This is a genomic window from Frankia sp. CgJB1 (assembly GCF_977947065.1).
This window is the reverse complement of record NZ_CDWTNB010000052.1, coordinates 1-22,918: the sequence shown is the minus strand read 5'-3', so window position 1 is coordinate 22,918 and position 22,918 is coordinate 1. Positions and strand designations below refer to the sequence as shown.

Annotated in this window: 20 protein-coding genes, 1 tRNA gene and 3 pseudogenes; 20 read left to right on the top strand and 4 right to left on the bottom strand. The window is 70.9% G+C overall.

Annotated features, from left to right (window positions below; translation table 11 throughout):
• The first annotated feature begins 101 nt into the window (after positions 1–101).
• The 3 genes from cmk to der all read left to right on the top strand — a co-directional run bounded on the left by cmk (position 102) and on the right by der (position 3,322).
• Complete coding sequence (gene cmk, locus AC08OT_RS08485; RefSeq protein ID WP_476594991.1) at positions 102–908, top strand: (d)CMP kinase; 807 nt, start codon at positions 102–104, stop codon at positions 906–908.
• A complete protein-coding gene (locus tag AC08OT_RS08480) occupies positions 905–1,729 on the top strand; it encodes a lysophospholipid acyltransferase family protein (RefSeq protein WP_476592413.1) in 825 nt (274 codons plus the stop codon). The genes cmk and AC08OT_RS08480 overlap by 4 nt, the downstream gene beginning before the upstream one ends.
• 129 nt (positions 1,730–1,858) lie before the next feature.
• Positions 1,859–3,322: a ribosome biogenesis GTPase Der gene (gene der / locus AC08OT_RS08475; RefSeq protein ID WP_476592414.1), complete on the top strand. Its 1,464-nt coding sequence runs from the start codon at positions 1,859–1,861 to the stop codon at positions 3,320–3,322.
• A gap of 139 nt (positions 3,323–3,461) precedes the next feature.
• Here der and AC08OT_RS08470 read toward each other — a convergent pair.
• A tRNA-Pro gene (locus tag AC08OT_RS08470) sits at positions 3,462–3,535 on the bottom strand.
• 160 nt (positions 3,536–3,695) lie between these two features.
• On the bottom strand, positions 3,696–4,241 hold the full coding sequence (locus tag AC08OT_RS08465; RefSeq protein ID WP_476602701.1) for a hypothetical protein: 546 nt from the start codon (positions 4,239–4,241) through the stop codon (positions 3,696–3,698).
• Between the two features lie 374 nt (positions 4,242–4,615).
• On the opposite strand from AC08OT_RS08465, the gene AC08OT_RS08460 reads away from it, so the two are divergent.
• From AC08OT_RS08460 to AC08OT_RS08390, 15 genes and pseudogenes are all read left to right on the top strand, one after another.
• The gene (locus AC08OT_RS08460) at positions 4,616–5,557 is read left to right on the top strand and encodes a class F sortase (protein WP_476595376.1); all 942 of its coding nucleotides are present in this window, start codon (positions 4,616–4,618) and stop codon (positions 5,555–5,557) included.
• A 533-nt stretch (positions 5,558–6,090) separates the two neighbouring features.
• Positions 6,091–7,191 carry a C40 family peptidase gene (locus tag AC08OT_RS08455; RefSeq protein ID WP_476592582.1) on the top strand — a complete coding sequence of 367 codons (1,101 nt, stop codon included), beginning with the start codon at positions 6,091–6,093 and terminating at the stop codon, positions 7,189–7,191.
• Positions 7,192–7,448: 257 nt separating this feature from the next.
• Positions 7,449–8,057, top strand: a complete 609-nt coding sequence (gene clsA, locus AC08OT_RS08450; RefSeq protein ID WP_462186272.1) for a cardiolipin synthase ClsA — start codon at positions 7,449–7,451, stop codon at positions 8,055–8,057.
• 18 nt (positions 8,058–8,075) lie between these two features.
• The gene (locus AC08OT_RS08445; protein WP_476592585.1) at positions 8,076–10,562 is read left to right on the top strand and encodes a sugar phosphate nucleotidyltransferase; all 2,487 of its coding nucleotides are present in this window, start codon (positions 8,076–8,078) and stop codon (positions 10,560–10,562) included.
• 110 nt (positions 10,563–10,672) lie between these two features.
• Positions 10,673–11,182: a hypothetical protein gene (locus tag AC08OT_RS08440; protein WP_476602700.1), complete on the top strand. Its 510-nt coding sequence runs from the start codon at positions 10,673–10,675 to the stop codon at positions 11,180–11,182.
• Positions 11,183–11,194: 12 nt separating this feature from the next.
• Positions 11,195–11,512: pseudogene (locus tag AC08OT_RS08435) on the top strand (DUF881 domain-containing protein); the annotation flags it as partial.
• Positions 11,509–11,841, top strand: coding sequence for a DUF1290 domain-containing protein (locus AC08OT_RS08430; protein ID WP_476592580.1), 333 nt, complete (start codon positions 11,509–11,511; stop codon positions 11,839–11,841). The pseudogene AC08OT_RS08435 and the gene AC08OT_RS08430, both read left to right, overlap by 4 nt.
• An 8-nt stretch (positions 11,842–11,849) precedes the next feature.
• On the top strand, positions 11,850–12,749 hold the full coding sequence (locus AC08OT_RS08425; RefSeq protein WP_476592579.1) for a DUF881 domain-containing protein: 900 nt from the start codon (positions 11,850–11,852) through the stop codon (positions 12,747–12,749).
• Between the two features lie 123 nt (positions 12,750–12,872).
• Positions 12,873–13,253: a glycine cleavage system protein GcvH gene (gcvH, locus tag AC08OT_RS08420; protein WP_476592578.1), complete on the top strand. Its 381-nt coding sequence runs from the start codon at positions 12,873–12,875 to the stop codon at positions 13,251–13,253.
• 293 nt (positions 13,254–13,546) lie between these two features.
• A complete protein-coding gene (locus tag AC08OT_RS08415; RefSeq protein WP_476592577.1) occupies positions 13,547–14,092 on the top strand; it encodes an FHA domain-containing protein in 546 nt (181 codons plus the stop codon).
• A gap of 16 nt (positions 14,093–14,108) precedes the next feature.
• On the top strand, positions 14,109–14,885 hold the full coding sequence (ftsR, locus tag AC08OT_RS08410; protein ID WP_476592576.1) for a transcriptional regulator FtsR: 777 nt from the start codon (positions 14,109–14,111) through the stop codon (positions 14,883–14,885).
• Between the two features lie 167 nt (positions 14,886–15,052).
• Positions 15,053–15,538: a bifunctional nuclease family protein gene (locus tag AC08OT_RS08405; protein ID WP_476592575.1), complete on the top strand. Its 486-nt coding sequence runs from the start codon at positions 15,053–15,055 to the stop codon at positions 15,536–15,538.
• Positions 15,539–16,182: 644 nt separating this feature from the next.
• A complete protein-coding gene (locus AC08OT_RS08400; RefSeq protein ID WP_476592574.1) occupies positions 16,183–16,722 on the top strand; it encodes a MerR family transcriptional regulator in 540 nt (179 codons plus the stop codon).
• Positions 16,723–16,780: 58 nt separating this feature from the next.
• Entirely contained in the window at positions 16,781–17,836 is a 1,056-nt protein-coding gene (locus AC08OT_RS08395; protein WP_476602699.1) for an ATP-binding cassette domain-containing protein, read from the top strand.
• Positions 17,833–18,704 (top strand): annotated as a pseudogene (locus AC08OT_RS08390) (ABC transporter permease). Before AC08OT_RS08395 ends, AC08OT_RS08390 begins: the two are co-directional and overlap by 4 nt.
• Here AC08OT_RS08390 and AC08OT_RS08385 read toward each other — a convergent pair.
• Together AC08OT_RS08385 and AC08OT_RS08380 are read right to left on the bottom strand one after the other, a co-directional pair.
• The gene (locus AC08OT_RS08385; protein ID WP_476592572.1) at positions 18,656–18,868 is read right to left on the bottom strand and encodes a hypothetical protein; all 213 of its coding nucleotides are present in this window, start codon (positions 18,866–18,868) and stop codon (positions 18,656–18,658) included. The pseudogene AC08OT_RS08390 and the gene AC08OT_RS08385 sit on opposite strands and share 49 nt — an antisense overlap.
• Positions 18,869–18,900: 32 nt before the next feature.
• A complete protein-coding gene (locus AC08OT_RS08380; RefSeq protein WP_476592571.1) occupies positions 18,901–19,197 on the bottom strand; it encodes an HAD family hydrolase in 297 nt (98 codons plus the stop codon).
• A gap of 322 nt (positions 19,198–19,519) precedes the next feature.
• Between AC08OT_RS08380 and AC08OT_RS08375 the strand changes: the two genes are divergently transcribed.
• Entirely contained in the window at positions 19,520–22,618 is a 3,099-nt protein-coding gene (locus AC08OT_RS08375; RefSeq protein WP_476592570.1) for an FtsK/SpoIIIE domain-containing protein, read from the top strand.
• A gap of 4 nt (positions 22,619–22,622) precedes the next feature.
• Positions 22,623–22,918, top strand: a pseudogene (locus AC08OT_RS08370) (hypothetical protein); the annotation flags it as partial.

The window sequence follows — 22,918 nt, the reverse complement described above, 5'->3', positions numbered from 1 at the left end:
TCCTGATGCGGTACCGAGTAGCCTGATCCGGGTTGCACATGTCGGCATCCGCGGGGGCGCGATCCGACAACTTTATTATGTGACCGGGACGGAGGAATCGGGTGAAGCCCGACCACGGGTCTGCGCTGTCGGCAGGAAGCATGGTCACCGACAGCCGGGAGGGAACGTCTGCGCCGCTCGGGTCCGAGGGAGATGGTCCCGCGGTCCACGAAGGCGGGGCCGAGGGTCTGATCGTGGCGGTCGACGGTCCCGGAGGGTCGGGGAAGAGCACCGTGGCCCGCGAGATCGCCCGCCGTCTCGGCCTGCGGTACCTCGACACCGGGGCGATGTACCGCGCAGTCACCCAGCTCGCGCTGGAACGGCGGATCGACATCGAGGACCCGGCGGCGGTCGCGGAGCTGGCCGAGCGGGCGGTGATCTCGGTCGGTACGGACCCGGACGAGCCCTCGATCGCCATCGACGGTGTCGGGGTGGACGCCCAGATCCGCACCCGCGCGGTGACCAACGCGGTCAGTGCGATCGCGGCGGTGCCGGCGGTGCGGGCGTTGCTCGTCACTCAACAGCGTCAGGTGATTGCCGCCGCGTTGCCGGCCGGCGGCATCGTCGTGGAGGGTCGCGACATCGGCTCGGTCGTGGCGCCGGGCGCCCAGATCAAGGTCTTCCTCACCGCCTCGACCGAGGTCCGTGCGCTGCGTCGCTCCCGCCAGCTCGGGGAGAAGGGCGTTGACGACGTCGCCCGGACCCTCGCCGAACTCGACCGGCGCGACGCGCTCGACAGCAACCGGGCAGCGGACCCGCTGGCCATCCCGCCCGACGCGATGGTTCTGGACTCGACGGCCCGGTCGGTGCCCGAAGTCGTCGACGAGGTGCTTCGGCGTTGCGAGCAGCTGCCGAATCGGACGAGATGACCACGTCGAACCCCCGCGCTGAGGCTCCCCGCGCTGAGGCCGCTCGGCCGGGCGACGGTGCCGGCGAACGTGCCGCGGAGGCGGCCGGGCGGGCCGCCCGGGTCGCGCGTGGACCGGTCCACCGGGGTGCCGCGTCACCGGTCTACAACGACCTCCCGCACCGCGTCCTCAAGCCCGGGGTCCGCTGGTTCCTCAACCGGGTGGTCATGCAGATCAGCCTGGAGGGGCTCGAGAACGTCCCCTTCGACGAACCGTTGATCTTCGCTGGGAACCACAGCAGTTGGCTGGATGGCCCGTTGGTGGTGATCGAGTCCCCGCGGACCGTGCGCTGCCTGAGCAAGATCGAGATGTACCGGGGGGTGCTCGGCCGGGCGCTGCTGTTCAGCGGTCAGATTCCGATCGATCGTGATCGGGCCGACCGGGAGGCCCTGCACACCGCACTGGACGAGCTCTCCCGCGGCGGGGCGATCGGGTTGTTCCCCGAGGGCACCCGGGGCAGCGGGGAGATGGCGGCGGTCCAGCACGGTATCGCCTACCTCGCGGTGCACGGCCGCTGCCGCGTCCTACCGGTGGCCTGCATCAACACCGGTGCCGCCCTGCCCCGGGGGGCGCGCTGGCCGCGCCGGTCGGTGCCGATCCGGGTAGTCTTCGGTGCGCCGTTCGGGGTGGAGGTGCCGGCGAACCCACGTTCGCGCAAGGCGCTGGCCGCCGTCGCGGAGGACATCCGGATGCGCCTGCTCGACCATCTGGCGACCGTCCGGGCCGGCCGGAAAGGCCGGCGGGACCGGCGAGGCCGACCGGGCCGGCTCCGGGTAACCTGAGCAAGATTGCTGCTCGCTCCGGACGGGCGGGTGAGAGCCCCCGGCGATCCGGCCACGCTCGAGTGCCCGGCGCCGAGCCCGGGAATCACAGGCGATCCCGTCCCACGATGACAGTTGGCAGTGACAGTGATGAGCGGACAAGACCTATCAACGGACCTCGGCGCGGCCGGGTTCGACCGGTTCGCCGACGGTGGCCTCGGCGATGACGTCGGTGGCCCCGACGGGTTCGTCGGCGAGTTCGACGGCGAGTTCGCGAGCCCCGGGGCCGGTCAACCGGTGGTGGCCGTCGTGGGGCGACCCAACGTGGGCAAGTCGACGTTGGTCAACCGCATCCTCGGCCGGCGCGCCGCGGTCGTCGAGGACGTCCCCGGGGTGACCCGTGATCGCGTCGCCTACGACGCGGTCTGGAGCGGGCGGCGGTTCACCCTCGTCGACACCGGCGGCTGGGAACCCGACGCGACGGGGCTGGCCGCCCAGGTCTCCGAGCAGGCCCGCGCGGCGCTCGACACCGCCGATGCGGTGCTGTTCATCGTGGACGTCGTCACCGGCGCCACCGACGCCGACGAGGCGGTCGCCCGGGTGCTGCACCGCTGCGGGCTGCCAGTGATCCTGGTGGCGAACAAGGTCGACGACGTACGATTCGAGGCTGATGCGGCGGCGCTGTGGAGCCTCGGGCTCGGCGAGCCGCACCCGGTCTCGGCCCTGCACGGCCGGGGCAGCGGAGACCTGCTCGACGCCGTGCTCGCCGCGTTGCCCGAGGCGCCGCGCGAGATCCTCACCGAGTCCGACGGCCCCCGGCGGGTCGCACTGATCGGCCGGCCCAACGTCGGCAAGTCGAGTCTGCTGAACAAGCTCGCCGGCAGCCGGCGGTCGTTGGTGCACGACGTCGCCGGCACCACCCGGGACCCGGTCGACGAGCTGGTGACGGTCGGCGGCGAGGAGTGGATGTTCATCGACACCGCCGGGCTGCGCCGTCGCGTCCGGGAGGCCTCCGGCGCCGAGTACTATTCGTTGCTGCGCACCGCCTCGGCCCTGGAAGCCGCCGAGGTCGCCATCGTCCTGCTCGCCGCGGACGAGCCGGTGACCGAGCAGGACCAGCGGGTCATCTCGATGGTCGTCGACGCGGGACGGGCCCTCGTCCTCGCCTTCAACAAGTGGGACTTGGTGGACACCGACCGCCGGCTCACCCTGGAACGGGAGATCGTCCGCGACCTCGGCCGGGTCGCGTGGGCGCCGCGGGTGAACGTCTCGGCCCGTACCGGGCGTGCGACCGACCGGCTCGCCCCCGCGCTGCGCACCGCGCTGGAATCCTGGGGTACCCGGATCCCGACCGGCAGGCTGAACACCTGGCTGGGTGAGGTCGTCGCCGCGACCCCGCCGCCAGCGCGTGGAGGGCGGGTTCCGAAGGTTCTGTTCGCGACCCAGGCCGGAGTGCGCCCGCCGCGGTTCGTGGTGTTCACGACGGGTTTTCTGGAGTCGTCCTACCGCCGGTTCCTGGAACGCCGGCTCCGGGAGGACTTCGGCTTCGCCGGTTCGCCCATCTCGATCTCGGTGCGGGTGCGTGAACGCGGCGACCGCAGGGGCGGCGGCTGACGGTTGGACCGGGTTCCGGCCGCCAGCCGGGCGGGTTTTCCGGACCGGCCGGACGGCCGGGACGGCGTGACGGCGGCTTACGACGAAAAAATCCGTTGAGCAGGCTCACAAGCCTGACCAACGGGTTTTACCACCTCTGTCGGGACGACAGGATTTGAACCTGCGACCCCCAGACCCCCAGTCTGGTGCGCTACCAAGCTGCGCCACGTCCCGTACGGCAGCAACGTTACCGTACCGGCGACCACTACGGTGACCGGGGGTCGCGTCGTCAACGGCGCGACCCCCGGTCACCGTGCGTGGGCTCCGCGTGGGACCAGGCCGAGGCCGTCACCCACGAGGTGTCTGCACGCCGCATGGCCGCCGAACAGCAGGGTCAGCTCGCGCCCTGGGCACGCCGTCGGGCAACCCCGGCGCCGATCAGCAGGGCGCCTACTGCCGCACCGGCCAGCGGGAGCAGGGGTGAGGACCCGGGGTCGGCCATCCCGCCGCCACCTGCGGCGACACCGGCCCCCGGCCCGCCCCCCGGCCCGACTCCGGCACCGACGCCACCGACGCCACCGACGCCACCGACGCCGCAGTCGCGCTTCTTGTCGTCCCAGCGGAACCAGTCGTCCTTGCCGTCCTTGCCGTCCCGATCGTCCTTGCGGTCCAGGCCGTTCCTGCCGTCCAGGCCGTCGTCGATCCGATCGGCCCGGACCTGCTTGTCGCCGTCGATCTTGTCATCGCGGTCGCGGTCCTTGTCGTCCCGATCGTCCTTGTCGCCGAAGATGCCCCACCCGTCCTTCTTGTCGTCGCACCGGTGGTTGTCCTTGTCGTCGAGGGCGTGGGCAGCAGCCAGGCCGGGCCCGAAGGTGAGGGTGACGCTCGCCGCGCTGGATATCGCGAGAACGGCGGCGCTCCGACCCATACCTTTCTTCATCTGGTCCCCTCTCTCACGTACGGTGATCGATTAATTACTGCGAGTGATACCCTAGCGACTGAGCGTGGGGGTGCGGGTCAACCGCCCGGGCGTGGTGCGGCCGGATCGACCTCCTCGCGGCGGCGATCGGGTCGCTTCTTCGGTCTAGTTCGTCCAGTTTTCGGTGATCTCGGAATCATTGAGACCAGTGCACCTCGCTCACAAGCATGCCGCTCACGGAAAGTATCTCTACCGATTGATAGAGTCACTATCAGTGGCCTTGTGGTGCGGGCGGGTGACGGTTCGGAGCCGCGCGCGGTGCGCTGGACGATCCACCTCGGGAGCGATCCGCACGGGCATGTAGACGATCGACGGGCGGGATGGCGGGAGGAGCTGTGAAAGGTGGGACGGGCAGCGGTAACCAGCGGCCCGCGAACGGCGCACCGACGGCCTTCTCCGTCCGCGCACCCGCCGCGGGCAGGCGCCTCCTGCTTTGGCGGTGGCTTCTCCTCGTCGGGGCGGTCCTTGTCCTCGGCAGCGGTTTCCGGCTGGCGGAACCGGCGTTCGACGCCGTCCGCGGCGGTTCCGGGGCGGACACGACGGCCGGCATCGCCGACGTCCCGCTGCCGCCCACCCCCGTGCCGACGACCGGCCGGTTCGGGCTACCTCCCGCCGTCCCCGAGCAGCCGGTGGTGGTCGTTAACAATCCGTCCCGGCTGCGCATCCCCCGGATCAGGGTGGACGCTCCGATCATTCATCTGGGTCTGAACCCGGATGGCACGCTCGGGGTGCCCAAGGCATGGGGGGATGTCGGCTGGTATGACCGTGGTCCGGCGCCTGGCGGCATCGGCCCTGCCGTGCTCGTCGGCCACTACGATTCCACCACCGGCCCGGCGGTCTTCTACCGGCTGCACGAGCTCGTGCCCGGCGACCGTGTCGAGGTCGCCTCGCCGACCGGCGTGTCCACGACGTTTGTCGTCGATCGCGCGGAGAACGTGGTGAAGTCGAGGTTCCCGGCGAACCGGGTCTACGGACCGGTACCCCGCCCTGAACTGCGCCTGATCACCTGCGGGGGCGCCTTCGATCGGAAGGCCGGGCACTATCTCAACAACCTGGTGGTGTACGCGCACGCCGAATCCTCGGCAGGAGCCGCGCCCGTCGTGCCGGCCCGGTCTGCGGCGAGCATGCTTCCGCCGAATCCGCCGCGAGTGCCCGTACCCGCGCACTCGTCGCCTGGGCTGCCGAGGCCGGCGCAGATCTCGTCAGGCCAGCCGGCACGGCCGCAGCCGGCGCAGGTCGGTTCTGTCCCGGGTGTGAACCCGCCGCCCGCACCCTGACGACCCGGCCCGTTCCGCTGCCGGATCGCCGAGGAGATAGCCGGAGAGATCTACGACACGTCGATGCTTGGGGGGCGTCGTGACGACCTGACCGAGGTGGCGTGACCGAGCCGCCGACAGGCACCCGGCGTGACGGCATCCGTACTTCTTGCTGAGAGGCGGCGGCCTTCTGGTGTCGTGTTCAAGTGTTGGGGTGGGGGTGATTGCGGGTCGCCCGGGCATGTCCACTATCGTCATCAACGGCACTTCTGTTCTACCGATCCCTAGGTGTCCAGATTATGAAGTGTCTGTTACGTGTCATACAGATATACCTATTTTGATAGAGATACCCGTCGAACCGATGTGCCTGGCCCTGCCCCCGGTTCGGCGGCCCCTCCGAGTATGTCGGGGCAGGTGCGGGGAGCCGTAGTTCCGGGTGTGGCCGGCGGATCCGGCCGCGTTCCGGCGGTGACGGCACTGACCGGGTCGTTGGTCGCCGGGCTGACCAGCCCGAACCCGACAGCTCCCTCGTAGGCGCACGGGAAGGACACGTCTTGCCCCGTCGTGGTATGGCCTGGCTTCCGGAGGACTGGGACCAGTTCGTCCGGAATCGTCAGCGCCCGTCGGCGCCCCACGGCTCCTTAGGCTCCGGCGCGGCTCGCCGCCGTACCACTCCTCCTCCGCGACGCGCGGTCACCATCGCCGCGTTCACCACCGGGACGATCGCGGCCTCGACCGCCGCCTTCGCGGCCACCGTCCCCGGGGGCACCGACGGAACCTCGTCGCTGGAGTCGAACTCCCTCACCCAGGAAGCCGCGCTCGTTCCGGGACACCACGCCACCGGCCACGATGCGGCCTCGGCCCGCAGACTCGCCCCGTTGGCCACCGCCATCGCGGACCACGACCCCGTCTTCACCAGCGTCTCGATCGCCGCGGACAAGACCTCGGTCGCGCCCAACACCCCGGTGGTGCTCACGGTGCGGGCGTTGGAATCGGACAGCGGCACCCCGCTCGCGAACCAGGACGTCCGTATCGTCGTGGTGAACGGTCCCCAGTGGCAGACCTCCACGAGGTTGCGGACCGGCGCGAACGGTACCGCGCAGATCACCGCGCGCCTGCTCTCCACGACGACGATCACCGCGGTCTTCGACGGATCGAACGCCCTGCGTCCCTCCCTGGCCAGCGCCGCCACGGTGACGATCGCGAATCCGACGGGTCCAGGACGGTCGGCTCCGGGACGGTCGGGTCCGGGACGGTCGGGTTCCGTGATCGACCAGGCGATTCCGAAGGTCATCCCGGGTAGTTCGATCGGGGAGAAGGCCGTCTACCTCGCGTCGCTGCACAAGGGCAAGCCGTATGTCTGGGGCGCGGAGGGCCCGTACTCGTTCGACTGCTCCGGCCTCGTCCAGTACGTCTTCAAGCAGCTCGGCCGCTCGCTGCCGCGCGTGGCCGAGGACCAGTACCGGGTCTCGATGAAGGTGCCCCAGTCGGGCAAACAGCCCGGCGATATGATCTTCTACGGTACTCCTGGGAATATCTACCACGTCGGCATCTATGCAGGGAACGGGTATATGTGGGCCGCCCCGCAGACCGGCGGTGTCGTGTCGCTGCGGCCCATCTACAGCTCCACCTACAAAGTCGGCCGCATCCTCTGAGCCCGGTCCCATCTGACCCGGTCCGAACGCCGGGGTACCCCGGCGGCGGATCCCTCTCCGCTCCTCGTGCCCCACGATCCGCTAGCGTCAGCGATGTCCGGCCCGTCGGCGGGGCGTTGCGACCTCTACCGGGCTCGGACGTCCTGACCGGCGCCGAACCCGTCGGTGGGACCTGCGGGAGCGCCGGGTGCGGTGGGCGGCCGTCCACCGCCGTCGCGGCGCGTCGCGCCGCCCAACCGGTGGAGGAGGGACGCCGCATGACCATGCCCGCCGCCTCGGACCGGATCTGGACGGTTCCGAACGCGCTGTCCGCCCTGCGGCTGCTCGGCGTGCCGGTCTTCCTCTGGCTGGTGCTGGGCCCGAAGGCGGACGGTGCGGCGCTCGGCGTTCTCGCGTTCGCCGGAATCAGCGACTACCTGGACGGCAAGCTCGCGCGAGTGCTGAACCAGACGAGTCGCCTCGGCGTCCTGCTGGATCCCCTCGCCGACCGGTTCTACATCCTCGCCACCATCGTCGCTCTGACCCTCCGCGGGATCGTGCCGGTCTGGTTCGCGGTTCTGCTCCTCGCCCGCGACGTGGCGCTGCTGGCGCTGCCGCCGTTGCTGCGCCGGATCGGGGTTGGCGTCACGCTGCCCGTGCACTACCTGGGCAAGGCGGCGACGTTCAACCTGCTGTATGCCTTCCCTCTCCTGCTGTTGTCCGCCGGGGATTCCTGGCCGGCCACCGCGGCACGCCCGGTCGGATGGGCGTTCGCGATCTGGGGTACTGCCCTGTACTGGTGGTCTGGTCTTCTGTACTTCGTCCAGGCCGGCCAGCTTGTCCGGCGCTTCCGGGCGGATGCCCGGACCGGCGCAAGTGGGAGGTGACCGGTGAGAGCCGTCGTCATGGCCGGTGGCGAGGGCACCCGGCTGCGCCCGTTGACCGCGAACCTGCCCAAACCACTGCTCCCCGTCGTCAACCGGCCGATCATGGAGCATGTGCTGCGCCTGCTCAAACGGCACGGCTTCGACGAGACGGTGGTGACCGTCCAGTTTCTGGCCTCGATGATCCGGACGTACTTCGGTTCCGGTGACGAGCTCGGGATGCACCTGTCGTACGCCACCGAGACGACCCCGCTGGGCACCGCCGGCAGCGTGAAGAACGCCGAGGACGCCCTGCGGGACGAGGCGTTCCTGGTCATCAGCGGGGACGCGCTGACCGACATCGACCTCACCGACCTGGTCGCCTTCCACCGGCGTCAGGGCGCGCTCGTCACCGTCGCGCTGAAATCCGTCCCCGATCCGCTCGAGTTCGGCATCGTCATCACCGGCGAGGACGGACGGATCCAGCGCTTCCTGGAGAAGCCGACCTGGGGGCAGGTGTTCTCCGACACCGTCAACACCGGTATCTACGTGATGGAGCCCGAGGTGCTTGCCCAGGTGCCGCCCGGCGAGGCGGTGGACTGGTCCGGCGACATCTTCCCCCGGCTGGTCGAGGCGGGTGCCCCGGTGTACGGCTATGTGGCGTCCGGGTACCGGGAGGACGTCGGCACCATCGCGAGCTTCCAACGGGCTCAGGCCGATGTGCTCAACCGCCAGGTCGACGTGGAGATCGGCGGTTTCGAGGTGTCCCTCGGGATGTGGATCGGTGAGGACGCCGAGGTCCACCCGGAGGCGATCCTCAAGGGGCCGCTCGTGGTCGGCGACTACAGCAAGGTGGAGGCTGGCGCCGAGCTGCGGGAGTTTTCCGTGCTGGGCAGCAACGTGCTGGTGAAGAGCGGCGCGTTCCTGCACCGGGCGATCGTCCAGGACAACGCGCTCATCGGCCCGCAGACGAACCTGCGCGGCTGCGTCATCGGCAAGAGCACCGACGTGCTGCGGGCGGCCAGGATCGAGGAGGGCGCCGTCGTCGGAGACGAGTGCGTCGTCCGCGAGGAGGCGTTCATCTCCCATGACGTGAAGGTGTATCCGTTCAAGACGATCGAGGCCGGCGCGGTCGTCAACACGTCCGTCATCTGGGAGTCCCGCGGCCAGCGGACCCTGTTCGGGCCGCGCGGGGTGTCCGGCCTGGTGAACGCGGAGATTACCCCGGAGCTGGTGGTGCGCCTCGCCGGTGCCTACGCCACGACCCTGAAAAAGGGAGCCACCGTCACCACCGCGCGGGACGGTTCCCGCGCCGCCCGGGCCCTCAAGCGGGCCGTCATCAGCGCGTTGACCGCCGGCGCCATCAACGTCCGTGATCTTGAGGTGGCACCGATGCCGGTCACCCGCTTCGATGTCCGCTCGTCCAACGCCGCTGGGGGGATCATGCTGCGCACCACCCCCGGAGACCCGGAACGCATCGACATCATCTTCCTGGATACCGACGGCGACGACCTCTCCCCGGTGGCGCAGCGCAAGCTTGACCGGGTCTTCTCCCGCCAGGAGTTCCGCCGGGCCTTTCCCGGTGAGATTGGTGACCTGCGTTTCCCGGCCCGCACCATGGATCTCTACATCCAGGATCTGCTTGACCGGGTCGATACCGCCGGCATCGTTGAGGCGGATCTCAAGATCGTCGTTGATCCTTCGGGTGGCTCGGCGTCCCTGGTGCTGCCGACACTGCTCGGCCGGCTCGGCGTCGACGTGCTCACCGTCAACGGACGCGTCGACGAGACCATCCCGCCCCGCAGCGCCCTGGAGGATCTGCGGGCCACCGACCGCCTGGTTGCCCTCGTCGCCAGCTCCGGGGCGGCCTTCGGCGTGCGGTTCGACCATGTCGGCGAGCGCGTCACGATCGTCGACGAACGGGGGGACCTCATCGACGATGACCGGGCCCTGCTGGTGTTCCTCGACCTCGTCGCGGCGGAGAATCCCGCCGCGGAGGTGGCCCTGCCGGTGACCATCACCCGGGTGGCCGACCAGGTTACCCGCTTCCACGGGCTGACGGTACGCCGGACCTCCCTGTCGGCTGCGGCGTTGACCGGGGTCGCCCGTGACGACGGCATCGTCTTCGCCGCCGACGGGCGGGGCGGCTTCATCGTCCCCGAGTTCGCCCCCGCGATCGACGGGATCGCGGCGTTCGTGAAACTGCTGGCCCTGGTGGCACGGACCCGGCTGACGCTCAGCACCATCGACGCCCGGATACCTTTGGTGGCGATCCTGCGTCGTTCAGTGCCCACCCCGTGGGCGGTCAAGGGCACCGTCATGCGTCGCGTGGTGGAGTCGGTCGACCCGGATGCGGGGTATGTCATCGACACCACGGACGGGGTTCGGATCGTCGGTCCGGACGGCTCCTGGATCCTGGTGTTGCCGGATCCGAGTGAGGCGGTCACCCACCTGTGGTCGGAGGATGCCGACATCGAGGAGGCCCACGTGCTGCTGCGGCGCTGGGTCGAGGTGGTCGAGGCGCGGTAGCCGCGGCACGCGCGGCGAGGCCCTGGTCGGCGGCGCTCGGTGTCCGGTCGGTCAGAATGCCGAATGTGCGAGAACGGACCGGATGGCCACGCCGAGGGCCGGTATGCCCCGTGGCCACCGGCTCTTCGGATCCCTGCGGCGTCTCCGAGCGGGCCCGTCGCCCCTGGCTGCGCCCCCTCGCCCTGGCCCTCGTCCTCGGCCTGCTCGGCCTGATGATAGCCATCGGGGCCCGGCGTGCCGCGACGACGGCCGGGGAACGTGCGGAGCTCGTCGCGGCCCTGCGCGCGGAGATCCATGAGCGATCCGCCGCGACTACTGCGGCCGCGACCCGGGTCAGCGAGCTGCGCCTGCGGGTGAAGATGGCGCGGGAACAGCGCGCCCGGGCCGAGCGCGAGCTGGCCCGGGCCACGGCGGCACTGTCGGATCTCGGGCCGGCGGCCGGCTGGTCCCCCGTGCGTGGACCGGGTGCCCGGATCGAGCTCGCGGACCGGACCTCCCCCGGGCCGTCGGCACCCTCGGCACCTCGTGCGTCAACGGCGCCCACCCCGCTGCGCCCGTCGACCGGGCCCGCTGGTCCCCGCCCCGCACCGGCGTCCTACTGGACCCGGATTCAAGATTGAGACCTTGCTGATCTTGTGAACGTGCTGTGGATCTCGGGTGCCGAGGCTGTCGCGGTCAACAGCGTCCGCCTGACGGCTCTCAGCGCGATCCGGGCGGCCGGTGATCTCGTTCTCGTCGGATTCGTGCCGATGATTGCGCCGTACACCGTCGAAGCGGTGGGTGATCCGGACGATCTCGTGCGGCGTCTCGAGGAGTCCGCCGTGATCGACCGGCTGCGGCATCGTCCCGACTCACCGGTGACCTCCCTGGCGGTCGTCACTGTCAGAAACCTGACCCTGTCCGCGGCCGATCCCCGGGTGCTGCGGCATGCTCGACGGAGCGAATCATGATTGTCGTGGTAGCCCTTGCCCTGGGCGTGACGGCCGGCCTGGTGCTGGGCCCGACCGTCCCCGACTGGATGGATCCCTACCTCCCAGTCGCTGTGGTGGCCGCGGTGGACGCTGCTCTCGGCGGCGCGCGGGCCGTCGCGGAGAGGGTGTTCGACGACCGGGTGTTCATCGTCTCGTTCGTCTTCGACGTCGCGGTTGCCGTCCTGATGGTGATACTTGGCGACCTGATCGGGTTCGGCGGCGCGTTGTCCACCGCGGTGGTCGTGGTGCTGGGCATCCGCATCTTCGCCACCGCGACCGCGTTGCGTCAGCATCTGATCAAGGTCTGACGGTGGCGGTGACCTCGACAGGCGACCCTGCGGGATCCGGGCCCGGACGGAAGTCCGTACCCGATCCGAAGCCCGATCCGACCCCGGTCGCCGAGCCGCCGGTCCCCGAGGGGCCGGTCCCCGAGGCGCCGTCGGACCCGCCCACGTCGCCCGTCGTGGTCCCTGTCGCGTCGGAGCTGACGCCGAGCCCGGTTCCGGGGCACGCCCGGCCGGGTCGTGCCCGGACGCGGCGTGCCCTGAGCCTGGTCCTGCTCGCCGGTCTCGGTTTCGCCGCGGTCGCCGCGACCCGGTCCGCGGAGCCGTCCTTCGGACTTGCCACCGCGCGGCCGGGCGAGCTCGCCGCGACCCTCGGTGCGATCGGCGCCGTCGACCGGTCCCTGGCGGCCCGGGAGCATCAGCTCCGCCAGGAGGCGGAACCGATGATGCCGCCCGTGCCGACGTCGACGCCGGCCCCGGCGGCCGGGCCGGGCGAGGTGCGTCGCGAGGCCGACCGGCTGGCGATCCTCACCGGCATCGTGCCGGTCACCGGATCGGGGCTCGAGCTGACGATCCATGATCCCCACCGCGCGGTCGACTCCTCGATCCTCGTCGACGCCCTGCAGGAGCTACGGGACGCGGGCGCCGAGGCGATCGAGATCGCCGGGGTCCGAGCGGTCGTCTCGACCTACGTGGCCGACGAGCCCGGGCGGGGGTTGGTGGTCGACGGCACGTCGATCGCGCCGCCGTACGTGCTGCGGGTGGTGGGCGACGCCCACACGCTGGACCAGGCGATGCGGATCCCCGGCGGGGTGCTCGATACGGTAGCGGCACGGGACGGGGCGCAGGCGACCGTTCGGACCTCCGAGCACATCGAGATCCGTGCGCTGCGACCCGCTCCGAGTCCTCGCTATGCCCGTCCGGCCGGATAGGGGACCCTGTCCGGGCCAGTCGAGGAACGTGGTTCCTGGTGGAGTTCGCGGCGCGGTACGGCGTCGGGCCGGGCGGCGCAGAGCGGTCCGCGGAGTGGTCAGAGCAAGGGGAGGCGATCTCCGGTGTACCCGGACGATCTGAAGTACACCCGTGAGCACGAATGGATCCGGCTCGACGGGAGCACGGCACGGGTCGGCATCACGTCCTACGCGCAGGAGGCGCTGGGCGACATCGTCTTTGTCTCTCTGCCCGACCTCGGCTCCGCGGTCCAGGCCGGTGAGTCCTTCGGAGAGGTCGAGTCGACCAAGAGCGTGTCCGAGATCTACGCGCCGATCGCCGGAGAGGTGACGGCGCGCAACGAGGCGCTTGCCGGTGCGCCGGAACTGATCAACTCTGATCCCTACGGGGAAGGCTGGCTCGTCGAGCTCACGGTCGCGGATGTCGCCGGCGTCACCGGCCTGCTGACCGCCGAAGAGTACGCGGAGCACGTGAAGGAAAACTGAGAGTATCTGGTTTGTGCCCATGGTGGGTGGTGGGCCACACCACGCCGAACAACACGGGTCGCACCCTTTTCACGACCGTGCCCGCGATGCACTAGCCTCGGAGTGCACCGGGGCACGATCGTGGACGGCCCGACCGTCGCCATGTGATCATCCTGGTGATGGGGGTGGGCTGCGGACGTCTGGCTACCACCATCGCAGTGTTGGCAGAGACGTTCCCGCCGCCCGTTCGGTGGCGGCCGAAGCGGCTGGGGTACCCCGCCCGTGCGGGATCCCGGCAGGAAGCGGACGCGACTGTGTTCTGCACGAGGTGCGGACAGCAGAACCCGTCCGACGCGCTGTACTGCGCGCGGTGCGGGTCTCCTCTGGTGCGTCCGGGTGAGCCCGTGGCGCCGGAGAGACCCGCGGAGCAGACGTCGACGCTGAACCTGGCGGCCGCGCTGTCCGGCATCGAGGGAGACCACGTCGACGAGTCGACCGAGCGGGACGCCGTCGCCGCCGTCGACGCGCTACCTCCCGGTTCGGCGTTGCTCGTCGTCAAGAGGGGGCCGAATGCGGGGAGTCGTTTTCTGCTGGATGCCGACATGACCACCGTCGGCCGCCATCCCGAGAGCGACATCTTCCTCGACGACGTGACCGTCTCCCGCCGGCATGCGGAGTTCCATCGCTCGCCGTACACCAAGGGCTTCTCGGTTCGCGACGTCGGGAGCCTGAACGGTACCTACCTCAACCGCGAGCGGATCGACTCGGCTGAGCTCACCAACGGCGACGAGGTGCAGATCGGCAAGTTCCGCCTGGTGTTCCTGACCGGCGCGAGCTACGGGGGGTCAGCGGCACGGTGACGAGGAAGGACCCACGGTGAGCGGCGGCCTCGCCGCGGCATCGCCGGCCCCGCGTTCGGGCGCAGCGCGCTCGGACCAGGCCGGACAGAACGCGAAGGTGCTCAACATCGGCCAGGTTCTCGACCGTCTGCGGGCGGACTTCGCCGACATTACCCTGTCGAAGATCCGTTATCTCGAGGCGGAGGGACTCGTCGAACCCGCCCGTACCAGCGCGAACTACCGCAAGTACTCGGTCAACGACGTCGCCCGGCTCCGTTACGTCCTGCACGCGCAGCGGGAGCGCTTTCTTCCGCTGCGCGTGATCAAGGAGGAGCTGGCGTCGCTCGACCGCGGTGAGACCCCGGTGCATCGGCCCGGACCCCGCGCGCTGCCTCCGCATCCGACCCCTACCGGCCTGGACGCGTTCCTCGGGGCGGAAAGGGTTAGGATGTCGCGCCGGGAGCTTCTCGCCGCCGCGGGGCTCGGCGACGAGGCCCTGACCGAGCTGGAACAGCACGGCCTGGTGGGTCCGATCGCGGGCGGCGGGTACTACGATTCCGACGCCCTGCTCGTCGCGCGGACCGTGGCGCTGCTGGCCGGCCACGGCGTGCAGCCCCGGCATCTGCGGGCCGCCCGCACCGTGGCCGACCGTGAGGCTGGTCTCATCGAGGCCGCCGTCGCCCCGTTGCGGGGCCAGCGCGGTGGTGAGGGCTCGGGACGGCACGCCGAGACCGCCGATGAGCTGGCGGCGTTGGTGGTCCGCTTGCACGCGGCCCTGTTGCGCTCCCGGCTGGCGGCGGGACGCTCGAGTTGAGACCGAGGTGAGGAGGCTGCCGGGGCTGCGCTCGGAGTGCCTTGCCGGACAGCCGAACCGGTGGGCGCGCTGACGCCGGACGGAAGCGGGGATACTGTCTCCCCTGTGGGGTTTTCTGGCTCCGGTCACAACATCCCGCCCCGCCCCACCTGCGAGGAGGTAGATCGGTGCATCGGCTGGACATCGTCGGCGTGCGAGTCGAGCTTCCGTCGAAGCAGCCGATCGTCCTGCTCAAGGAGGTGGGCGGTGAGCGGTATCTGCCCATCTGGGTCGGTGCTGTTGAGGCGACGGCGATCGCCTTCGCCCAGGAGGGCATCACGACGGCTCGACCTATGACCCATGACCTGATGCGGGACGTGTTGCGCGCGCTGCAGACGGATCTGACCCGGGTGACCATCACCGACCTTCAGGACGGCGTCTTCTTCGCCACGCTCGTGTTCGGCAACGGGGTGGAGGTCTCCGCCCGGCCGTCCGACGCGATCGCGTTGGCGATGCGGATGGGAGCGCCGGTCTACGGGGTCGAGGCGGTCCTGGCCGAGGCCGGGATCACCGTTCCCGAGGAACAGGAACAAGAACAGGAGAACGAGCTGGAGAAGTTCCGGGAGTTCCTTGACACGATCTCCCCGGAGGATTTCAACACTCCCGGCTTCTGAGGGTTCCCGGCTTCTGAGGGTTCCCGGCTTCTGAGGGTTCCCGGTTCCCGAGGGCTCCTGGCCCCTGAGCCTCCCAGTCCTTGGCGTGCCCGCCTGGGAGCAGGTCGGCCGTTGAGGCCTTCAGCCAGCCCTGGCCAAGGTCGGCTGTGATCCAGCGTGCGGGCAGTATCGGAGCGCACTTCCGATTTGACCGATCTGTTGAATGACGTCCGCTGGACTACAGACACGCCGGCTTAGATCATTGAAGGAACCGCGCGTCGCTCCTACGGTCGGGAGAGCCCGACCGTAGAGTTCGTGCCCCTGCCCGCGGTAGACGTGGCGGAACGGGCTCTCTCCGGCTCTGACCTTGCCGGGCTGTGGCAACGGCGTGATGCGCTCCGCCCGGGCCCGTGCCGACGGGTGGGCGGGCGGTCCCGGCTTACGGGCACAGGGGTGCCGCGTCGCGGTCTCGCAGGCCGTCGACCGGCGGCGGTCGGGGACAGGGAGTCGTGTGGTCGAGGTGATCGTGGCAGGCCGCACGACGGTGGAAACGGTTCGATCGGGCCGGGTGCCCGGGCTGGCGGCGTCGGGTGACGTCGGCGGTCGGGACGGATCCGGAACGGTCCGGAGGATGGGGCTGGCATGGCGGCGAAGTGCGTACAGGGATGATCGAACAGGGCCAGCTCTTTCCGGATGAGATTCCTGAACCGCCGGGGGACGACGTCGGGTACCGGGGGCCGACGGCCTGCGCCGCGGCGGGCATCACCTACCGCCAGCTCGACTACTGGGCTCGGACCGGTCTGGTCGTCCCCAGCGTCCGCGACGCGTCCGGTTCCGGCAGCCAACGGCTGTACTCCCTTCGTGACGTCCTGGTGCTGCGCGTGGTCCGCAAGCTACTCGAGGCCGGTGTGTCGCTGCAGAACATCCGGGTGGCGGTGGAGCATCTGCGTACCCGCGGCGTGGACGACCTGGCGCAGCTCATCCTGATCAGCGACGGCTCCACCGTGTACGAGTGCACCTCGGACGACCAGGTGATCGATCTTGTCCGGGGTGGGCAGGGCGTGTTCGCCATCGCCGTTGGCCGAGCCCTGCGCGATATGCGTGGCCAGCTGGCTGAACTGCCCTGCGAGCGGCCTGGTCATCCGCCGGCGACCCATCCCGGCGACGAGCTGGCCAGTCGTCGGACCCGGCGGAGCTCGGCCTAGCCTCCCCCCGCCTTTATTCGGTTCCAAACTGTCGGAGGTTCGTCGTACGGTCCGCCTCGTGACAGACAACCCGGCGGTCCTCACCGAGGGCCTGCAGAAGAGCTACGGCGGCAAACGAGCGCTGGTGGGCCTGGACCTGCGGGTCGATGCCGGCACCGTGCACGGCGTGCTGGGGCCCAACGGAGCCGGCAAGACGACGGCGGTACGCATCCTGTCGACCCTGCTGCGCCCGGACGGCGGCCAGGCCAGGGTCCTCGGTCTGGACGTCGTCCGGCAGGCGGACGCGCTGCGTGCCCGGATCGGTCTGACCGGTCAGTACGCGGCGGTCGACGAGCGGCTCACCGGCCTGGAGAACCTGGAGATGTTCGGGCGGCTCTACCGGCTGCGCAGCCGCGTCGCGCGGGCCCGCGCGGTCGAGTTGCTCGAGCGGTTCGAGCTCGCCGAGTCGGCCGGTCGGCAGGCGCGTACCTACTCGGGCGGGATGCGGCGGCGGCTCGATCTCGCGGCCAGCCTGATCATCAACCCGGCGGTGCTGTTCCTCGATGAGCCGACCACCGGACTGGATCCCCGCAGCCGTTCGGCGATGTGGAGGGTGATCGCCGATCTGGTGCGGGACGGCACGACGGTCCTGCTCACGACGCAGTACCTGGAGGAGGCCGACCGGCCGGCCCACCGGATCTCGGTGGTTGACGGCGGCCGGGTCATTGCGCGGGGTACCCCGAACGAGCTGAAGTCGCAGGTCGGTGGCGACCGGCTGGACATCGTCGTCGGTGGTGACGCTGCCGAGGATGCCCAGGCCGCCCGGGCGGTGCTTGCCCGGTTCGGATCCGGCGCGGCGACGGCCGACGGGGAAACGCGCCGGGTCAGTGTGCCGGTACCGGGCGCGAGCGTGCTGTCCGACGTGGTCCGGGGTCTCGACGAGCTGGGGGTGCCGATCTCCGACGTCGCCCTGCACCGGCCGTCGCTGGACGACGTCTTCCTCGCCATGACCGGGCGCGCTCCGGCCGGCAGCGAGGTGCCGCCCGCACGCGCGGGCGGCGACGGCCGTGGCGACACCGACACCCCTGATGACCGGGGCGACAAGGACGATGACAAGGACATGGTGACCATATGAGCACCCTCGAGGCTGACTCCAGCGGGGCGCGGGCAGCTGTCGTGGGCCGTTGCCGACGCGTGGGTGATGTGCCGGCGCAATCTGATCCAGACCTGGCGGATACCCGAGCTCGTCATCTTCGCGACCATTCAGCCGGTCATGTTCGTCCTGCTGTTCACCTATGTCTTCGGTGGCGCGATCAACGTGGGTGACGGGGTCAAGTACGTGGACTACCTGATGCCGGGCATCTTCCTGCAGACGGTGATCTTCGGGTCGATGCTGACCGGCGTGGGGCTGGCGGAGGACCGTCAGCGGGGTTTGATCGACCGGTTCCGTTCCCTTCCCATGAGCAGGTCGGCGCTGCTCACCGGCCGTACCCTGGCCGATCTCGCCCGCAACGTCTTCATCGTCGTAGTGATGCTTCCGGTGGGCCTGGCCGTGGGATTCCGGTTCGGGGAGACCACGGTGCCGGCGGTGCTGGCCGGGTTCGGGCTGATGCTGTTGTTCTCGTACGCCTTCTTCTGGCTGTCCGCCGTCATCGGGCTGTCGGTGAGTAGCGCGGAGGCGGCGCAGTCGGCGGGATTCATCTGGATTTTCCCGCTGGTCTTCGCCAGCTCGGCCTTCGCCCGGGTGGAGACCATGCCGGGCTGGCTGCAGGCGTTCGCCCAGCATCAGCCGGTGACGGTGACCGTCGACGCCGTGCGGGCGTTGTTCCTCGGCGGTCGGATCGTCTCCGTTCTCCTGCAGTCCCTCGCCTGGTGTCTGGGCCTGCTGGTGGTGTTCGGGCCGTTCGCCGCCGGCCGCGGGCCGCACCGAGCGTCGCCGAGGCGCGGCTCATGGTCAGGTGCGGCCCTCGGTCTCCTGGGCGTTGCCCAGCGTCGCCTCGTAGGCGAGCCATTCGGCCCGCAGGACCGGCCAGCCGTCGGCGCGCAGCAGGTCCACCACGGCGGGGTCGTCGTCGACCACGACGGCGACCCGACGGCCGGCGCCGAGCTCGCGAAGTTCGGCGCGTTTGAACACCCGAGCCGGCGGACGGTCGGCGTCCGGACGCATCCGCAGCTCACCCGGCGGCAGATCCTGCTCGGTCAGCCAGCGCCGCGTCGCCTCTCTGGAACGCTCCGGCCGGTCAGCCGTACCACCTCGTGGTCCCGAGCCAGCTTGCGGGCTAGTTCCACCCCTTCGGCCAAGGGGGGATCGGCGGGCGCCGCTGCGAAGAACGCCTCCCAGTCACTGGGACTGGCGCGCAGGAAGCGCAACCGGTGTCGGACGTCGGCCACCACCCCGTCGACGTCAATGACGGCGAGCGGTCGCTGTTTCGCCGCCGCCGTACCCGCCGTCTCCGTGAGGCCCGCCGTGTCAGCCGTGTCAGCCGCGTCCGTCACCGACGTTCCTTTTCCACCTGCTCATCGCCGACCTTCGCCCCTTCGATCGGTGCGCTGGCTTACCTGACCGGGACGGTTGCCCCGACGGATCATTGAACACGCGCGGCGCCGTTGATTTGGTGCCGGTCGAGGGGTAGCCCGCTCCGGTGGTCCCGGCGTCGCCGTCGTCCGGAACGGCCAGGCTGCGGGTGGTTGTACCGATAACGTCGCCGATGTCGTCGCATGCTTTCGTCCGGCGAGGTCCCCGTGCCCAGACCGTCGCGCCGGCAGGACAGTTCGGCCGGTCGGCGCGTTCTGGGATGTTTGCTCCGTCGGACGTGTCATGGTCGTCGGGGGGCTCGACGCCGAGCACGGCAACACACAGTGTGGGGAGGTCAACGTGTCGGGTACCCGGCGGGCGCGCACGCTCGTGGCCGGTATCCAGTCCTCGCTGGGGGCGGCACTGGCGCTCGCCGATCGGCTGGATGAGCAGGCGGACCGGATCGAGGCCGAAGCGGGTTCCGGTGTCGCCGGGAAGGCTGATGGCCTCGGTGAGTCCGGTGCGGGGCGGCTCGACGTCGCCGGGGAGCTCGCCCGGGCCGCCGTGATCGCCCGTTCCCGGGCGCGTGGATTCGCCGGCGCGTCCTGGGCGGCGCCCGACTGGCGGCACGGCCCCTTCGGCGTCGCCCCGGTCGGCGACCGGGCTCGTTTCCGGCCCGCTCTGTGGCAGGTCGGCCAGGTCATCGTGCCGCCCGACGATCCCACGGCGCAGCACCGGACGGTGCCACTGGCCATCCCGCTGCTGGACGGCCTGAACCTGCGGATCGAGACGACCCGGTCCCGCCGGCCCGCCGCGGTCGACCTCGTGCGTGGCCTGCTGACCCGCGTCCTCGCCGCGGCGCCGGCCGGGCGGGTCCGACTCGTCGTCTATGACCCCCACGAGCTCGGTGCCGGGCTCGCTGGCTTTGCGCCGCTGCGTGCCGCCGGTGTGGCCACTCCCACGCTCACGACGCGGGCCCGGCTCGAGGAGGTCCTCGCGGAGCTGTCGGCGGAGGTGGTAAGGATCACTGTGGACCGGCTCGGTGGCCGGTTCGACTCGTTGCGGGAGCGGGAGGATGCCGGGCTTCCGCGTTCGGAGCCCTGGCGCGTCCTGGTGCTGCTCGGTGAGCCCCGGCTGCACGACGAGGGCGCGCGGGCGCTCGCCGCCATCGCGGCCCAGGGCCCGTCCTGCGGGGTGGTGGTGATCTCCATCGTGGAGGTCCGGCCGTCCGGTGCGGAGCCGGTCCTGGGCGGCTCGCGGGACGATCCCGATGAGGTGACGCCGCTGGATCCCGACGTCATCGGCCTGGAACCCGACGAGGACGAGGACTCGGTGACGGAACCCTTGCCGAGGTCGGTGGTGTTCACCGCGGTCGAGCTCCTCGCCGATCGGCCGGGATGGCGCCGGGTCGCCGCGGGAGGCTGGCGCACATCGCTGACCGGTCTGTTGCGGGTCGAGCTGGACCCGCCGCCGCACTCCATGCTGGTCGCCGCGGTCACGGCTCAGGTCGCCGCGGCGGCCACCCGGGAGGCCGCCCGGCCGCCCGCCATCAGCGACATGCTGCCCCGCGGCCTGTGGGAGTTCGACAGCGCCGCCGGGGTGGGTGTTGAGGTGGCGCAGGGCCCCGACGGGCCGGTGGGGTTCACCTTCGACGACGACACCGTGCACGCCCTCGTCGGCGGCCAGGCCGGGTCGGGCAAGTCGACGCTGCTCCTCGACGTGATCTACGGGATCGCCGCGCGTTACGGGCCCGACCAGGTCCGCTTCCATCTGCTCGACTTCAAGGAGGGGCTGGAGTTCGCCCAGTTCGCCGCCGGTCCGACGGACCCGTTCTACCTGCCGCACGCCGATACCGTCGGCATCGAGAGCGACCGCGAGTTCGGCGTCGCGGTGCTGCGGGCGGTTCGTGAACAGATGCGCCGCCGCGCCGTGGCGATGCGTGCGGTCGGCGCCCGCGACCTGCGAGGCCTGCGGGCGGCCGACCGGAGCTCGCCCTGGCCGCGGATCATCGTCGTGGTCGACGAGTTCCAGGTGATGCTCACCCCGATGGACTCGGTGGCGCGGGAGGCCGTCGCGCACCTGGAGGTCCTGGCCCGCCAGGGCCGCGCCTACGGGGTCCATTTGCTGCTCGCCAGCCAGACGCTGTCCGGTATCGACGCGCTCGACGCCACCGCCGGCAAGCGTGGTTCGATCTTCGGGCAGTTCGCGTTGCGCGTGGCGCTGCGTACCTCGATCTCGGAGTCGCGGGTCCTGCTGTCCACGGCGAACGAGGCGGCCGGCGCGCTCTCGGGCGTCGGCGAGGCTATCGTCAATCGGCGCAACGGCCATCCTGCGGGCAACGAACTCGTCCGGGTCGCCTTCCCGGATCCGGCGGCGATAGGCGTGCTGCGTGGGCGGCTGGCGGCCACGACCGCGCGCAGTGTGCCGAAGGCAAGGCCCCCGCGGGTCTTCGCTGGTCACGCCCCCGCGGTTCTTGACGACAACCCGATCTACCAGGCGTTGGACGGGCGTCCGGCGCCGACGGCCGTCGAGGCGGCTGCGGCCGAAGCGATCCTCGGCGGCGGTGGCGAGGGCGGTGGCGAAACCGGTCCGAGCCTGCTGCCGGGCAGTGTGTCGCCGGGTCGTGCCCCCGGCTCCGGGGACGGCTCCGAGAACGATGTCGATCCCCTCGCGCTGGTCGGCGTGCCTCTGGACCTCGAGCCGCCCGCGGTCGGGGTACGGCTCGCCGCGTTGCCCGGCCGGCATCTCGCCGTGCTCGGTCCGCTGCGTCGGGAGGCGGTCGGCATCCTGCAGGCGGCGGCGGCCAGCGTCGCCGCGCAGGTCCCGGCCGGTGGACTCGTGGTCGAGATCATCGCCGCGGAGCCGATGGCGCTTGCCGCCGCGGAGGTGCTCGCGGCGCGTGTGCGCCGGGCCGGGCATCCCGTTCGGGTCGCCGATGTCACCGGCCTGCGGTCGGTGTTGGCCGGTGCCGCCGACGAGACCCGTGCCCGGGAGGAGTCCGCACTCACCGGCAGCGTGGGCCCGGTCGCGCCGCCGCTGCGGCTCATCGTCGTCTTTGCGATGGACGCCGGCCGGGCCGGGCTGGAGGCGCGTGACCCGGTGACCCGTCGCACCGGACTGGACGACCTGCGCACGCTCACCCGCCGGGGACCGGCGCAGCGCGTGCACCTGCTGGGCTGGTGGCGGGGAGTGTCCCGGCTGGCTGAGGACCTCGGTCCGGGTAACCGGGACGACATCGCCGCGTGGATGGCGGCCGGGGTACCCGGCAGCGACCTGTTCGTCCTGGCCGGACACCGGTCGGTGGCCGGTGGGACCATGCCGAATCGGGCGGTCCTGTTCGACCGGCACGTCCAGGCCGAACCGCGCACCGTGGTGCCGTTCGCGCCGTTGGATCAGGGGTAGCCCGATGTGGACCGACGACGGGGCGGGAACCGACGGCGACGTGGCGGGTGTCGGCGAGGTGGGGATCGACGGCCGAGCAGGCGCCGGGAAAGGACGGAACGGGATCGTGGCTGGATTTGTGCCGGTGGATGCCTCCGATCTCGCCGACCTGTTCGGCGACCCGGACCTTGGTGATCCGGATCTCGCCGACCCGGATCTCGACGACCCGGCCAAGGCGGCGATGCAGTACCGGCGCCTGCTCGGTGCGTCCGACGAGGCCCGGGCCCGGGCCGGCCGCGACGCCCGCGACCGGCGTCAGGG

What these genes read in the sequence shown, in the direction of transcription:
- AC08OT_RS08480 (WP_476592413.1), top strand. Translation starts at nt 905, where the DNA reads ATGACCACGTCGAACCCCCGCGCTGAGGCTCCCCGCGCTGAGGCCGCT.
- clsA (WP_462186272.1), top strand. Translation starts at nt 7,449, where the DNA reads ATGACCATGCCCGCCGCCTCGGACCGGATCTGGACGGTTCCGAACGCG.
- der (WP_476592414.1), top strand. Translation starts at nt 1,859, where the DNA reads ATGAGCGGACAAGACCTATCAACGGACCTCGGCGCGGCCGGGTTCGAC.
- AC08OT_RS08375 (WP_476592570.1), top strand. Translation starts at nt 19,520, where the DNA reads ATGGTCGTCGGGGGGCTCGACGCCGAGCACGGCAACACACAGTGTGGG.
- AC08OT_RS08445 (WP_476592585.1), top strand. Translation starts at nt 8,076, where the DNA reads ATGGCCGGTGGCGAGGGCACCCGGCTGCGCCCGTTGACCGCGAACCTG.
- AC08OT_RS08465 (WP_476602701.1), bottom strand. Translation starts at nt 4,241, where the DNA reads ATGAAGAAAGGTATGGGTCGGAGCGCCGCCGTTCTCGCGATATCCAGC.
- AC08OT_RS08400 (WP_476592574.1), top strand. Translation starts at nt 16,183, where the DNA reads ATGATCGAACAGGGCCAGCTCTTTCCGGATGAGATTCCTGAACCGCCG.
- AC08OT_RS08430 (WP_476592580.1), top strand. Translation starts at nt 11,509, where the DNA reads ATGATTGTCGTGGTAGCCCTTGCCCTGGGCGTGACGGCCGGCCTGGTG.
- AC08OT_RS08385 (WP_476592572.1), bottom strand. Translation starts at nt 18,868, where the DNA reads ATGCGTCCGGACGCCGACCGTCCGCCGGCTCGGGTGTTCAAACGCGCC.